Below are 13,917 nucleotides of genomic sequence, written 5' to 3'. Positions count from 1 at the left end.
TCGCTTATCCTCCCTGTCTTATTTTGTTTTTCGCTGATGCGGTCCGCAGATTGAAACCCAGAACGGCGGCGGCAGCGAGTGACAACCCGACTCCCAATACCGAAGCCGGCCAGCCGAAGCGGTCGAAGGCTTGCCCCAGCACGGCGCTGCCTGCCAGCCCACCGGAGAAGTAAGCCGCCAGATAGACCCCGCTGGCAGCGCCGCGATCAGCGGCCGCCCGGCTGACGAAGCCGGTCGCCGTCGCCTGGGCGAAGAACGTGCCCGCGCCGACCAGCACCATGCCAAGCAGCACGGTAACGAGGTCGGAACTCAGCAGCGGAACCAGCCCCAGCGCTGCGACGCCCAGCCCTGCCCAGAGAGCGGAACGCACACCCCAGCGCCCGGCGGCGATACCCGCCAGCGGCGTCAGGATGATCGACGGCAGGAAAACGAAATAGACGAATCCAACCGACATCATGCCCAAACTAAGTGGCGGCCGGACCAGCACGAAGTTGACGTAGGTAAAGACGCCGATGAAGGCGAACAGGATGCAGAAGCCGACCGCGAACCCGGATAGCAGCGGCACCGTGGAAAGCTGGCGGACACGGCGCGCCAACGGAACCGGCGGCCCGGATGCCGGCGGCGGCGCTCCCCGCATCGCGGCCCAGGCCAGCGCCGCACCCGCCAGATTGAGGGCGGCGAAGAAAGCGAAATTGCCGGCCAGCCCGAAGCCGTCGGTGACGGTAGCAGCCACCAGCCTCCCGACGAGGTTGCTCGCGACGTTGCCGGTGATATAGGCGGCGAAGGCGCTCGCCTGCCCCATGCCGCCACGCTCGCCCAGCCACGCCAGCGTCAGCGCGAAGGCGGTGGACATGCACAGCCCCTGAGCGATGCGAAGGACCGCGAAACTCGTCAGGTCGGGCGCCAGCGCCAGCAGCGCGGTCGGAACGGCCAGCAAGACCAGACTGGCGACCACGCCGTTCCGGCGGTCGATCCGCCGGCTGAACAACGCGGTCGCTAAACCTGCCACCGCCATCCCGAGCGTGCAGGCGTTGACGGCCATGCCCATGGCCGACGGCGCCACGCCATAGGCGGCGGCCAGCATCGGCAGGATCGCCTGTGTCGCGAACAGGTCCACGACGGTAAAGAAAGCCATCGCCGCGACGACGGCGGAGCGTCCGGCGGATGATATTCTGGCAGGCCGGAAGGGTGCGGCAAGGGACATCGCAGATCCTCCTGAAGGCTGAAGGGACGCCGCATTGCTGCAACCGTCCCTTCCGAAAAGGCTCCGGCAGCGGGGTCCTACATCATGTGCGGGTCGGCGTCGTTCACGTGCAGGAGGTCGGCGGAGATCAGGACGGCCGTAGTCTTGCCGGTGTTCTTCCACCAGTGGGCGACGCCGTGCCGCTCCGCCGTGCTGTCGCCGGCCTTGTGGACGATGGGGACGGAGCAGGTGCTGGCGTATTCCGTGATCTCGCCCTTCACGATGTAGATGATGGCGGGGCGGTCGTCGTGGCTGTGCCAGGGTACGACGCCGCCAGGCTTGACTTCCAGCCGGCGCATGCGGAATTGCCGGCCCTCGATATCGGCGGGCTCCTTGGCCACGTCGATCGAGGAGATGACGGTATCGGTCACGTCCCGCGCCGGGGTCGTGTCCGGCTTCCGCACATCGACGCCCTGCTTGCCGGCGGGGCATGAGCCGGCCAGCGCCGTTGCCGGAGCCATCGCCACGGCGCCGCCGATCAGCAGCGCCCCCATCAGCAGCACACCCATCAGCCTGCGCACCAGAACGGAATTCATCCAAAGCTTGGCGATCATCTGAAGTCTCCCGGTTGCCACGCACCATCGCGTGGTGTCGGGATCGAGGATCGGCGTTTCAGCCGTTCCAGTGAAATGCCGGGTGGCTAATGTTTCGATAGCCGGCGCGTATCGACTGATTAGCTAACCGGCATTTCACGAAGGCCCGGTCCGGGTGGGAAAGTCTGTTCAGGATCAACAGGGAGACTTCTCATGGACATGCGCGTATCGGAAAACCGTATCTCGCCGGCCAGCGAGTTCCTGGGCCGGGTGGCGCTTATCACCGGATCGACCAGCGGCATCGGCCTCGGCATCGCCAGGGCCTTCGCCGCAAGGGGGGCCGCCGTCGTCCTGAACGGCTTCGGCACGGCCAAGGACATCGCGGAAGCCCGCAGCGGGATCGAAGAGGACTTCGGCGTGGAGGCGCTTTATTCCGATGCCGACATGTCCGACCCGGCCGCGATCGGCCGGATGGTCGACATGGCGGTGGAAACCCATGGCCGGCTCGACATCCTGGTCAACAATGCCGGCATCCAGCACGTGGCGCCGGTGACCGAGTTCCCGACCGCAAAGTGGGACCGGATACTCGCGGTCAATCTCAGCTCCGCCTTCCATACCGTCCGGCTGGCGCTGCCGGTCATGCGGGGCAACGGGTTCGGCCGGATCATCAACGTGGCTTCCGCCCACGGCCTCGTCGCCTCGCCGTTCAAGTCGGCCTATGTCGCGGCCAAGCATGGCGTCGTCGGCTTTACCAAGTCGGTGGCGCTGGAAGTGGCGCAGGAGCCGATCACCTGCAACGCCATCTGCCCCGGCTACGTGCTGACGCCCCTGGTCGAAGCGCAGATCGACGATCAGGCGAAGGTCCGCGGGATCTCGCGCGAGGAGGTCGTCCGCGACGTGCTTCTGGCGCAGCAGCCCAGCAAGCGCTTCGCTACGGTCGATGAGATCGGTGCAGTCGCCGTCTTCCTGGCCAGCGCCTCCGCCGCCTCGATCACCGGCGCCGCCCTTCCGGTCGATGGTGGCTGGACCGCGCACTGACCCATCCCATCCCCTCGCTTCCAGGAGAGCCGACATGCTGATGACGAAGACCGACGTGAAGCCGCAAGCGGCGTTCGACAAGGAAAGCCTGGGTCAGGTGGTGCTGGTGTTCCAGGGCGGCGGCGCGCTCGGCGCCTATCAGGCCGGCGTCTATGAAGCGATGCAGGAAGTGGGACTTGAGCCGGACTGGGTGATCGGAACCTCCATCGGCGCCATCAATGCCAGCCTGATCGCCGGCAATGCACCGGGCAAACGGCTGGCCCGGCTTCAGGAATTCTGGCGCAGGGTCGAGCACGGCCCCTTCCGCCAGATGGCGGCCGCCGCCTGGGGGGCCGGATCGATGGGGTCCAACGCCATGACCATGGCTGCCGGGGTAGACGGCTTCTTCCAGCCCAATCCCTGGGCACTGATGGGGGCGTTCATGGGGACGAAGATGACCATGGGTTCCGAGAACGCCGGCTATTACTCGACGGCGCCGCTGGCGAAGACCTTGGCCGACCTGATCGACCCTGGATACCTGAATGCCGGAAAGCCCCGGCTGACTGTGGGCGCCGCCAACGTCCAGAGCGGCGAGATGCACTACTTCGACAGCCGCAAGGCGCCCCTGTCGATCCGGCACGTCATGGCATCAGGCGCACTTCCCCCCGCCTTCCCCGCGATCCGGATCGACGGCGAGCTTTACTGGGATGGCGGCATCCTGTCGAACACCCCCGTCGAAGCGGTGTTCGACGACAATCCCCGGCGGAACGGCGTCGTCTTCACGGTCCATATCTGGAACCCCAGCGGACCGGAACCGGACAGCATCTGGAAGGTCATGAGCCGCCAGAAGGACCTTCAGTATTCAAGCCGCGCCGCCAGCCATATCACCCGCCAGAAGCAGATCCACCGCCTGCGCCACGTCATTGCGGAACTGGCGGAACGGCTGCCCCCCGATCTCCGCAACGATCCCGAGATCCGGGAGCTTACCGCCTATGGCTGCCTGACCCGTATGCATGTGGTGAGGCTGCTGGCCCCGCCGCTGGCGGGCGAGGACCATTCCAAGGATATCGACTTCAGTCCGGAAGGCATCCGGGCACGCTGGGCCGCCGGCTATGCCGATACGGCCCGCGTGCTGGCCCAGGCCCCGTGGACACATCCCTACGACCCGATCGAAGGCTTCATCCTGCACGACGCCAGCATGGGCAGGATGATCAAGGAAGGTTGAGGATTGTAGGTCTAGGGCCGGAGGCTGGGGTTTCAGCCGGCGCGGAGCGCGTTGGGGATGGCGTGGACGCGGACGTTCCCGACGCCGGCCAGCACGCTTTGCAGGCGGGCAACCGTCTTGTTGCCGTCCGCTTGCTGCTTCGCCACGGCGCAGACGGTCAGGACGCCGCCGTCTTCGGCCTTGATGAGGATATGGTCGGCGTGGAAGACGCCTTCGTTCTCGGCGATCAGGCCGTTGCCCTTCAGGCGGCGGCGCAGTTCTTCGATGCTTATGGATTCGGAAACTATAGCCGTCATGCTTGTCAAATCCCCATTCGTGGAACAGGTGGTAAAGCTATCTGCCTGAAACAGCATAGTGCATCGCAGCATACACGCCGATGGCACATCGGTTACATATTTCATCCATTCGGCGGGATTCCGTCAGAGCTACCGTTGCGGCCATTCATGACTATCCATTGTTGAAAAACCGGGATGATATCCGACATTTGGGCGAACACAGACCGGGGAAGAGCCATGACCACGAAGTGGTGGAAGGAAAGCGTCGTCTACCAGATCTATCCGCGCAGCTTCCAGGACAGCAACGGTGACGGAATCGGCGATCTGCGGGGCATCATAAGCCGGCTGGATTACCTGAAGGAACTGGGCGTCGACGTCGTTTGGCTGTCACCGGTCTACAAATCGCCGAACGACGACAACGGCTACGACATCAGCGACTACCAGGACATCATGGACGAGTTCGGCACGCTGGCCGACTGGGAGGAACTGCTGGCCGAGATGCACGCGCGCGGCATCCGGATGGTCATGGACCTCGTCGTCAACCACAGTTCCGACGAGCATGCCTGGTTCGTCGAGAGCCGCAAGAGCAAGGACAACCCTTACCGCGACTTCTATATCTGGCGGCCGGGCAAGGACGGGCGGGAACCGAACAACTGGGAGTCCTTCTTCAGCGGCTCGGCTTGGCAGTACGACGAGGCAACCGACGAATACTACCTGCACCTGTTCTCCAGGAAGCAGCCAGACTTGAACTGGGAGAACCCCGCCCTCCGGAACAAGATCTACGAGATGATGCGCTGGTGGCTCGACAAGGGCATCGACGGCTTCCGGATGGACGTCATCACGATGCTGTCGAAGACGCCGGGCCTGCCCGATGCGCCGGTGATCGGCGACAAGCCGTACCACTGGGGCGGCCAGTACTTCATCCACGGCCCCCGATTGGACGAGTATCTGAGCGAGATGCACCGGGAGGTGCTGTCCCGGGGCGATATCCTGACGGTCGGCGAAGCCGTCATGGCGACGACCGAGCACGCCATCGACCTGACCAACGAGGAGACCGGCCACCTCAACATGCTGTTCCAGTTCGAGCACATGGACCTGGACCGCGATCCCCACAGCATGTCGGCCAAATGGGCCTTGAAGCGCTGGGACCTGCTGGACCTGAAACAGGTCATGACCCGCTGGCAGCGCAATTTGGAAGGCAAGGGCTGGAACAGCCTGTACCTGTCCAACCACGACCAACCGCGCTCGGTCTCCCGGTTCGGGGACGACGGCTATCACAGGGTGGCATCGGCCAAGCTGCTGGGGACGTTCCTGCACATGCTCCAGGGCACGCCCTATATCTATCAGGGCGAGGAGATCGGCATGACCAATGTCCGGTTCCCGTCGATCGACGACTACCGGGACATCGAGACGCTGAACATGTACCGGGAGTTCGTCCACGACCGGGGGATCGATCCCGCCACCGTCATGGCCGGCATCCACGCCAAGAGCCGCGACAATGCCCGGACGCCGGTCCAGTGGGATGACGGCCCCAATGCAGGCTTCACGACGGGGAAGCCGTGGATCGGTGTCAACGCCAACTACCCGGAAATCAACGTCCGCGCGGCGCTGGTGGACCCGAATTCCGTCTTCCACTACTACAAGAAGCTGATCCGGCTGCGGAAGGAGAACCCGGTCATCGTCCATGGCCGCTACGACCTGCTGCTGGAAGCGCATACCGAGATCTACGCCTTCACCCGCACCCATGGCGACGACCGCCTGCTGGCGATCCTGAACTTCACCGCCAACCAGCCGGTCTTCGCCCTGCCGTCGGGCATCGCGTATTCGGGCACGGAGCTGATGATTTCCAACTTCGAGGTCGATGCGGCGGAAGACATCGCACTGCTGACGCTACGGCCCTATGAGGCGAGGGTCTACCGGCTGACCTGAGCGCCGGCTGGGTGCTGCAATGATCGCTCACTATCCGGCAAACACTCGATTTACAACCTTTGCAGGCTGGAATGGATCTTTTCGCCTGCTCGGGTGTATTTCATTAGATAGCTCAGGAGCGCTCGTTCCTAGCACAAAAGCGATATCAAGGGAGGACTCCATGTGGAAAGTAGCCGGTCTGGCACTGACAGCCGCCACGCTGATGGGATGCGCCAATGAAGCCGAACTAATGGCCGAATGCGAAGCCAAGGGTGTCAGCAGGGATACTTGCTATATGGCCGAACAGAATCGCCAGAACGAGATCAGAAGAAATTCCGAAGAGAATTACAGAATGGATATGGAGAGATGGGATAGGGAGCACAAGAAGAAACCGTAAAGGCAAGTCCGGGACCCTATGAGCGGCCGATGTGTTGCGGAGCCATGGTTTTTTCCCCGCCATTACCGTCCAGCCATGGTCCGGCGGAGTCCAGGCTTCGACTCCGGATTACGCCTCCGCGCACGTTGTCCGCTCCGGCCTGCCTGTACCAGCGGTAGGTCGCGGCAAGGCCGTCGCGCAGCGGCGTCCCGGCGGTCCAGCCGAGCGACTTGAGGACGCCAGCGTCGAGGACCTTGCGGGGCGCGCCGTCCGGCTTGGAGGGGTCGAAGTCGAACCGGCCCTGCCAGCCGATCGTCTCGGCCAGCATTTCCGCCAGTTCCAGCACAGAGATGTCCTGTCCCGTCCCGATATTGACCGGCAGATCGCCGGAGTAATGCCGGAGCAGGAAGACGGCGGCATCGGCAAGGTCGTCGACGTGCAGGAAGTCGCGGCGCGGCGTGCCGGAGCCCCAGATCCGGACGCTGTCCGCCCCTTCCACCAAGGCGCGGTCGATCCGCGCCATCAGACCGGGGACGACATGGCTGTTGACCGGATCGAAATTGTCGCCTGGCCCGTAGAGGTTGGTCGGCATCGCGGCGATGAAGTCGCAGCCGTGCTGAAGCCGGTAGGCCTGACACAGCTTGACACCCGCGATCTTGGCGACGGCATACCACTCGTTGCTGGGTTCCAGCGGGCCGGTCAGCAGAGCGCCTTCGGTCATCGGCTGCTCCGCCAGCTTCGGATAGATGCAGGACGAGCCGAGATACAGCAGCCGCGTCACGCCGCAGCCCCTGGCGGCGTGGATGACGTTGGCCGCTATCGCCAGATTGTCGTAGATGAAATCGCCGGGCAGGGAGGAGTTCGCGACGATGCCGCCCACCCTACCGGCCGCCAGCACCACGGCATCGGGCCGGTTGGCCTCCATCCAGTCCTCTACCTTGGACTGGCGACGGAGGTCGAGGTCCTTCCTGCCGACGGTCAGGATTTCGCATCCCTCGCGCGCCAGCCGGCGGACCACCGCCGAACCGACCATGCCTGCATGTCCGGCAACCCACACCCGTCGTCCGGTGAAATCGAAAAGCTCCCGCATGGGCAGAGTTCCGGATACGGCAAAATCAAGATGGACGCACAATAGTATTCAGCCGGACCGCGATGCAATTACTTTCTACTTTTCAGCTAAAGGCTGCGTTTTGTGCTTATGAACGAATACAGCATGACAGCTCCCGATATATACAGACCCCAGTATATACTGCCACGAGCCGTCGCGGGTCTCCGCTCCGGCCCTCAGTTCGCGTGAAGGGGCCGGCGGGTGTCGGCTGCCGCTTCCAGCTCTTCGTCCCGGCGTTCCTTCTCGATCCGATCGTTTTCCAGCCGGGCGGAGAAGGACAGGACGTATTGCTGCAACTCCCGCGCCTGGAAAGGCTTGGCGAGGAAGAAGAGACGGTCGGCCGGGGGAACGTCGTGGGTGATCTTGCGGGCATCGACGCCGGCGAAGCCGCTGACGATCACAATGTTGATCAGGCTGTCCAGCGCGCGGATGCGTTTGGCGGCTTCCAGTCCGCTGATGCCGGGAGGCATGCGCATATCCAGGAAAGCGGCGCCGAACCGCCTGCCCGCCGCCAGTGCGTCGCGAACATGGGCGACGGCGGCTTCGCCCTGCCGGACGCAGCACAACTCGACCTCCGGCGTCGGCGGCGTGTCCGCCGGGCCGAACAGCTGTTCCTCCAGTTCGGTCATCCTGTCGCGCCGGGGCGACAGGTCGTCGATGACGTAGCGGTAGCTGTCCAGCAGCATCGGTTCGTCATCCGCCACGAGTACCCGGAACGGTTCCCTTGCCTTCATGCGCTTTCTCTCAACTCGTCGAACTTGAACACACGTTTCTTGACCGGCAGCCGGACGACCATGGTGGCGCCCCTGCCTACGCCCTCGCTGGTCGCCCAGATGCCTCCGCCCATGCCGGCCAGGCTATTGGCGCACCAGTGCAGGCCGATCCCGCCGCTATGGGCGCGGCGGGTCGAATAACCCCGCTCGAAGATGCGGTCGAGCTTGTCCTCGGGGATGCCCTGCCCGTCATCGGTAAAATGCAGTTCCACCATATCGCTGCCGTCGGTGGTGACGACCTTGCCGTCTATCATTATCTTTCCCGCGGTGCGTCCTCCGGCCATGATCGCTTCCTCCGCATTGACCACCAGATTGCCGAAAACCTGGGTCAGGACGACATGGTGTCCGCGTACCTGCGGCAGCTTTCCGATCCCCGGAGCGACTTCGATCTTTACGGCGTCACCATGCTGCAACAGTTTGGACGCCTCTTCGATCACGCCGACGACGTCGATTGTTTCAACCTGACGTTTAGCACGGCTGAACCGCTCATGGTCATAGAAGATCTGTTCGATATGCGTCGCCTGATCGCCGATCACGCTGAGATCGGTCTCGATGGTGGAGTGACTGGTCCGCAGATGCTCCATGCAGGCCTTCAGGTACGTCACGGCCAGTTCGCAGTCGCGGCGGTCCGCCGCGGCCTCGGCGACCTTGGCCACCGCCGCCTCCATCTTGTCCAAATGCGCCATGTCGAGCGCCCGACCGATATGCCAAAGCTTGATCGAGATCGGCGTCAGGGCGTTCCGCACATTGTGGGTCATGCCGCCGACCAGTTCTGCGGCGCCGGTATAGAAACTCTGCTCGACCAGCCGGTTCCGGGTCTCCTCTAGCTGGGCCAGCGTGCGTTCGAACTCCGCGCTCAGGATCGCGATCTCGTCCGAAGCGCCTTCCCCGCTGTCGCCCTTTTCAGCCTTTGGCCCCGACGTGGCGCCGCGCGCTTCCAGCACCCGGTCCATCAGCCGGGCGACCGGCTTGAGGACCGTGCCGTTGAGCATCAGCAGGATTGCGAGACCGGTGATCCCCAGCACTCCGCCCATCAGCGCCAGCACGTAGTTGACCATGCTGTCGCCGGCGGCGCTGATGCTCCGGGCATAGTTGGTTTCGAGCACGAGGGCGGGGCTGCCCGCAATGTCCTGGAGCACGCTCCGCACCCGGAGCTGACCGCCTTCCACCACTATGCTGGGGCGCTCCCTGCCGGACCGGTCTTCCTCTTCGTCCGTGGAGATCTCACCGGTCGGCTCCTGCACCTTGATCGGCGACTGGCGCTGGCCGATCGGGTCCAGCGTGAAGCGGGCATGGACCTGACGGCCCAGCCGGTCGATCAGGCCGTTGTCGAGGAAACGCCCGAGGACCAGTATGCCGGCCGCCGATCCGGTGCCGTCAGCCCGATGGATCGGAGCACCGACCACCAGCATGGGGCCTTTGCCGGTCAGCATGATCCCGGACCGGTCCGGTTCGTCCTCGCCCTCCCCCTCGTGGAGCAAGGCCAGGCGGTCGGGCGGCAGCCGGTCCGACGGAAATTCGGGCAGGTCCATCGTCTCGCCTGTCGCCAGATCGTAGATGCCGCCCCACACCACGGTCCCGTCATAGCGAAGGAAATACATCAGGTTGACCTGGATGCCCTGGAAGCTCTGGAACATCAGGTTCTGATCCACGAATTCCTGGGCGTTCTCGCCCTGCATGAACGCGTAGCTGCTGTCCCAGGCCGCCCAGTCCATGGCCGAGGACCGCAGATGCGCCAGATTGTTGGATACCGCGTCGACCGCGCGGTTGGCGTTGCGGACCGCAAGCTCGCTTTCCAGGTTCTTGAATTCCTCGCCGACCAGGAGGTGCAGGATCAGGGCGTTGCCGACCAGCATGGCGAATGCCGCCGCCGACAGGATGAAGATGACGCGATGGATCAGGCGCATTCGTCCGGGCTCCGGTTTTTTTCTTCGGCGATATGGATCAGGTGCAGCCGCTGCTGCGGCTGCGCGCCGGCCGACTGGTCGGCCAGCCGTGAATAAAGGCGTGCCACCCGCTGCTGCCATTCGTCCAGGACAGGCGGCAGGACCAGCGGGTGTTCGGCCACCAGATCGGCGATCACCGCCCGGTGGAACCGCATGACGACCAGTTCGGTGACGGCGAAGCCGGACACCGCGTGGCGGGCATCCTCGATAAAGGCGTTCTCCCCGAACGAGGCGCCGCGCGTGATCGTATCGACGGCGACGCCGTGGATGCGCAGTTCGACCGTGCCGCTTCGGATGACCGAGAAATGCCGGACCGCGGCACCGGCCTCGAACACGACGCGGCCAGCGGCGAGGCTGGTGGTTTCCGCCCGTTCGGCAAGGTCGGCGATCTCCTCCAGCGTCAACGCCTGGAACAGCGGGACCGACTTGAGGAACAGGATGAGATCGAGCATGGCTTGTTCTCCCTCCGTCGCGGTGACTGCGATCTTGTTTGTGGGCAACCCTTCGAGAGGGCCGCCTTCGAGCAGCTTGGCGGCAAGCAGACGCGTCCAGCGGTCCGATTCGGCTGCCATCAAAAGCGCTCCCGCCGCATCGGTCGCGGGGATGTCGGACTGAGGACCGTTCGATCCCGCCTCCAGCAGCGACAGGACCGGGCGGATGAAGCGGCCAGTGGGCATGCTGGACAGCGCCTCTATGGCGTCCGCGCGCACGCGGGCGTCGGACGAATGCGCGAGGCTGTGAAGCAGCCGGATATCACGCCGGCTGCCCAGCGCCGCCTTGACCATCAGCACGCGCCAGATGATCCGCCGGTTGCTGGCCGACAGGGCAGCCGCCAGCACCTCGACCAGTTCCGCGGAGGCCAGCTCCGCTGAATCGCCGAAGCCGCGCATCGCCGCCAGGCCATGCAGGTTGCGGCGGGCCTGCCGGTAAAGGGGGCGCAGATGGTCGAGCAGGAGACGCCGTGCGCGCCTGGACCCGATGGAGCCGAGCGCCAGGATCGCGGCATGCGCCACTTCGGACCGGGGAGACATCAGCCGGAGCACCGCTTCCCCGATGGCGGCATCGCCGAAACGCCCCAGCGCCTCTGCCGCCGCCTGCCGAGTTTCGGCCGAGCGATGCTCCAGGTCGCGCGCGACGGTCCGGATGCAGCGTCCCGGCAGCGGCGCCACCGGTGCCCGCCTCTCCCCTCCGAAGCGGTTGCGCAGATCGGCGGCGTAGAGCCTTACCTGGGGATCGGGATGGTTTTCCAGCCGCTGGATGTCGGCCTGGGAGAAGCGGTTCATACCGGCTTTCCCCAACTGCGCGGCGGGAACCGCCGCACGCTGGCGCAGGCTGCGCAGCAGGCTCGGCAGGAAACCCGCCCCGACGGCGGAGCAAACAGCGACGAACAGCACGGCCAGGGCGATGGCGACTATCAGGGTGGTGCGCGGCTCCGCCATCGACTGGAGCCAGATCAGCCCGATGCCGGACAGGGCGATGCCGGCCGGGTAGATGACACCTTCGGCCAGCATGCGGACCTGTCCCAGCACGCGGTACGGGATCGCGGCGTAGTTCAGCGTCTTGACCGGCTCGAAGATCGCGTTGGACACCGCGTTGGCGTTCATGTGCATGACCACCGCCGCCGGCAGGCCCCAGAACAGGAAGAGGCCGCACAGGCTGAGCAGCGTCGTCAGCGGGAAGATCAGGTTGCGCGGCAGCGGCCCGCCGCGTTCCAGCACGATACGGCCGAACAGCGCCAGTATGACCAGCTCGGCCGCCTGCTGGGCCGAGTAGACCACGGCGAGGAAACCCGCCAGATCGTCCTCGTCGGCATAGGACTCGGCATAGACGGTCATGGCCAGATAGTCCTGGAGGCAGAACAGCGCGGACATCAGCAGGATACCGCCGCAGATGGCGCCCACCAGCGGGAAGCTCCTGACCGTGCCGGCCAGGGCACGGACGGCTTCCAGCACGCCGCCCTCGCCTTCCTCCTCGTCCTCGCCGTCGCCGAGCCGGGTCAGCCGCCGGCCAATGCGGACGCATTGGAGGAAAGACAGGACGAACAGAAAGCCCGCCACCAGCAGCAGGGTCTGCGTCGCGATGTACTGCGAGAGCAGCGACGCCAGCATGCCGCCGCCCACCCCGCCCGCGCCGAACGCCATGGCGAGCTGCGCCGCGTACCGCTTCGTGTCGAGGGTGGTCAGGTATTCCGACGCCAGCAGCCAGAACAGCGTGTCGTAGAGGATCTCGAGGCTGTAGGCCGCGATATAGGCCGCATAGGCTGCCCCCGGCATCTCGGCGGCCGCCATGCCCCACAGCGCCAAGGCCAGCAGCGCCGAGGCAAGGCAAAGCGCCGCCGAGACCTGGAGCGTCAGCCAGCGCGACAGCACGGCGGACACCCCCGACGCCAGCGGGATCGAGACCGCCGCAAGCAGGACGTAGAAGACGGGCATCGACTCGCTGCCCTCGTTCGCCAGGAACAGGGCGGCGCCGCTGGTCGTCAGGATCAGGATGGAACCGGAGAGCAGGGACCCGAGCACGGCCAGCTCGACGACGCAGGCGGGGAAAGCGAGATGACGCCGGAGTGCGGTGGCAACCAGCTTAGGCGGCTTGATCACATCCACATCCATGACCATGCCCGTGACCAGGGAGGACCGCCGCCGGCCCCTAGAAGCGGCAATCCGAGCCTTCGGCCGCGATCAGCGCCATCTCGGCGGCGAAGTCGGCGACGATGCCCAGGGACAGGTAGCGGCGGCGGAGAGGCTTCGGCAGGGTCGAGAAACTGCGCACCACGCGCCGGCAGCCGCGCGACCCGCAGGCGCAGTCCATATCTTCCAGCGGATGCTCCTGATGGGTCGAGTAGTCGTAGGTCAGTTCCTCGTTCGCCTCGATATCGTACAGGGCCACCATCGAGAAGCCGTCGGGACGGACCTTCAGGCCGCAGTTCGGTTCGCAGCTATGGTTGGTGAAGTCGTCCGGTCCGCCATAAGGCGGGATGAACAGATCGCTTCCCACCTGGAAGATGTCGGCGTGGCTGAACCCGGCCGCCGTGATCTCCGCATGGCTCATCGCCTGCGCCAGATAATCGGGATCGGTCACGGTGAGGACGGTGGCCCCCGCCTCGAACGGCTTCGAGGTGAAAAGTCCGAGCCCGGCTGCCATCGAAGGCGCCACGTAGAGAAAGAGGTACTGGGAAAGCTTGCGTTGCGGCTTCAGAAAGCCGGCCTGATTCCAGGTCACAACGTCCGAAACTTCACCGGAAGTAAAATCGATCGAATCCATCGCCCACCCGAGATCAACCAGGGACCAGTCAACTCGGCTAAAGCTGCGTCTGCGTAGTTAATAATGAGTTAACTAATAGATTGGGCAGTCACGGCCGCCTGGCGCCCGCGGCCATGCGGAGCGGCCATCCGAGACCATGGAGAAGCGCTACGATACAGACCGGCAGGAAAGACCATTGAGTCCTTTTTTGGACCGAAAAGCCTGTTTCCAGGACGCTTACGGCGGCGACCATGAGATAGATGCACACCAGAA

12 protein-coding genes are annotated in these 13,917 nt (G+C 64.8%); 4 read left to right on the top strand and 8 right to left on the bottom strand.

Annotation, left to right across the window (positions count from 1 at the left end; translation table 11 throughout):
- Positions 1-4: 4 nt before the first annotated feature.
- Together N826_RS06960 and N826_RS06955 are read right to left on the bottom strand one after the other, a co-directional pair.
- Positions 5-1,204: an MFS transporter gene (locus tag N826_RS06960; protein WP_044427039.1), complete on the bottom strand. Its 1,200-nt coding sequence runs from the start codon at positions 1,202-1,204 to the stop codon at positions 5-7.
- Between the two features lie 77 nt (positions 1,205-1,281).
- Positions 1,282-1,797 (bottom strand): cupin domain-containing protein, encoded by a 516-nt coding sequence (locus tag N826_RS06955; RefSeq protein ID WP_211099233.1) that lies wholly within the window; start codon positions 1,795-1,797, stop codon positions 1,282-1,284.
- Positions 1,798-1,989: 192 nt separating this feature from the next.
- Between N826_RS06955 and N826_RS06950 the strand changes: the two genes are divergently transcribed.
- Together N826_RS06950 and N826_RS06945 are read left to right on the top strand one after the other, a co-directional pair.
- Positions 1,990-2,814 carry a 3-hydroxybutyrate dehydrogenase gene (locus N826_RS06950; RefSeq protein WP_147040226.1) on the top strand — a complete coding sequence of 275 codons (825 nt, stop codon included), beginning with the start codon at positions 1,990-1,992 and terminating at the stop codon, positions 2,812-2,814.
- A 34-nt stretch (positions 2,815-2,848) separates the two neighbouring features.
- A complete protein-coding gene (locus tag N826_RS06945) occupies positions 2,849-4,018 on the top strand; it encodes a patatin-like phospholipase family protein (protein ID WP_044427036.1) in 1,170 nt (389 codons plus the stop codon).
- 32 nt (positions 4,019-4,050) lie between these two features.
- Here N826_RS06945 and N826_RS06940 read toward each other — a convergent pair whose 3' ends face one another.
- Positions 4,051-4,314: a hypothetical protein gene (locus N826_RS06940; RefSeq protein ID WP_044427034.1), complete on the bottom strand. Its 264-nt coding sequence runs from the start codon at positions 4,312-4,314 to the stop codon at positions 4,051-4,053.
- A gap of 216 nt (positions 4,315-4,530) precedes the next feature.
- Here N826_RS06940 and N826_RS06935 point away from each other — a divergent pair, with 216 nt between their 5' ends.
- Together N826_RS06935 and N826_RS06930 are read left to right on the top strand one after the other, a co-directional pair.
- Positions 4,531-6,222: a glycoside hydrolase family 13 protein gene (locus tag N826_RS06935; RefSeq protein ID WP_044427032.1), complete on the top strand. Its 1,692-nt coding sequence runs from the start codon at positions 4,531-4,533 to the stop codon at positions 6,220-6,222.
- Between the two features lie 160 nt (positions 6,223-6,382).
- On the top strand, positions 6,383-6,598 hold the full coding sequence (locus N826_RS06930; RefSeq protein WP_044427031.1) for a hypothetical protein: 216 nt from the start codon (positions 6,383-6,385) through the stop codon (positions 6,596-6,598).
- Positions 6,599-6,614: 16 nt separating this feature from the next.
- Here the strand turns inward: N826_RS06930 and N826_RS06925 are convergent, their stop codons facing one another.
- From N826_RS06925 to N826_RS39740, 5 genes are all read right to left on the bottom strand, one after another.
- Entirely contained in the window at positions 6,615-7,667 is a 1,053-nt protein-coding gene (locus N826_RS06925) for a GDP-L-fucose synthase family protein (protein WP_063772214.1), read from the bottom strand.
- A gap of 194 nt (positions 7,668-7,861) precedes the next feature.
- Entirely contained in the window at positions 7,862-8,419 is a 558-nt protein-coding gene (locus tag N826_RS06920) for a response regulator (protein ID WP_044427030.1), read from the bottom strand.
- A complete protein-coding gene (locus tag N826_RS06915; RefSeq protein WP_044427029.1) occupies positions 8,416-10,365 on the bottom strand; it encodes a sensor histidine kinase in 1,950 nt (649 codons plus the stop codon). The genes N826_RS06920 and N826_RS06915 overlap by 4 nt, the downstream gene beginning before the upstream one ends.
- Positions 10,356-13,001, bottom strand: coding sequence for a HEAT repeat domain-containing protein (locus tag N826_RS06910; RefSeq protein WP_169789298.1), 2,646 nt, complete (start codon positions 12,999-13,001; stop codon positions 10,356-10,358). Before N826_RS06910 ends, N826_RS06915 begins: the two co-directional genes overlap by 10 nt.
- Positions 13,002-13,050: 49 nt before the next feature.
- Positions 13,051-13,623 (bottom strand): SET domain-containing protein, encoded by a 573-nt coding sequence (locus tag N826_RS39740; protein WP_169789297.1) that lies wholly within the window; start codon positions 13,621-13,623, stop codon positions 13,051-13,053.
- Positions 13,624-13,917: the final 294 nt, after the last annotated feature.

It is taken from the genome of Skermanella aerolata KACC 11604 (assembly GCF_000936425.1).
GTDB lineage: Bacteria > Pseudomonadota > Alphaproteobacteria > Azospirillales > Azospirillaceae > Skermanella > Skermanella aerolata.
Note: the sequence above shows the minus strand (reverse complement) of the source record. Positions and strands in the feature narration are given on the sequence as shown.

Excerpts from the sequence above, each read along its gene's own strand:
- N826_RS06925 (WP_063772214.1), bottom strand. The coding sequence starts at position 7,667 with ATGCGGGAGCTTTTCGATTTCACCGGACGACGGGTGTGGGTTGCCGGA.
- N826_RS06930 (WP_044427031.1), top strand. The coding sequence starts at position 6,383 with ATGTGGAAAGTAGCCGGTCTGGCACTGACAGCCGCCACGCTGATGGGA.
- N826_RS06920 (WP_044427030.1), bottom strand. The coding sequence starts at position 8,419 with ATGAAGGCAAGGGAACCGTTCCGGGTACTCGTGGCGGATGACGAACCG.
- N826_RS06935 (WP_044427032.1), top strand. The coding sequence starts at position 4,531 with ATGACCACGAAGTGGTGGAAGGAAAGCGTCGTCTACCAGATCTATCCG.
- N826_RS06955 (WP_211099233.1), bottom strand. The coding sequence starts at position 1,797 with ATGATCGCCAAGCTTTGGATGAATTCCGTTCTGGTGCGCAGGCTGATG.
- N826_RS06915 (WP_044427029.1), bottom strand. The coding sequence starts at position 10,365 with ATGCGCCTGATCCATCGCGTCATCTTCATCCTGTCGGCGGCGGCATTC.
- N826_RS06940 (WP_044427034.1), bottom strand. The coding sequence starts at position 4,314 with ATGACGGCTATAGTTTCCGAATCCATAAGCATCGAAGAACTGCGCCGC.
- N826_RS06945 (WP_044427036.1), top strand. The coding sequence starts at position 2,849 with ATGCTGATGACGAAGACCGACGTGAAGCCGCAAGCGGCGTTCGACAAG.
- N826_RS06950 (WP_147040226.1), top strand. The coding sequence starts at position 1,990 with ATGGACATGCGCGTATCGGAAAACCGTATCTCGCCGGCCAGCGAGTTC.
- N826_RS06960 (WP_044427039.1), bottom strand. The coding sequence starts at position 1,204 with ATGTCCCTTGCCGCACCCTTCCGGCCTGCCAGAATATCATCCGCCGGA.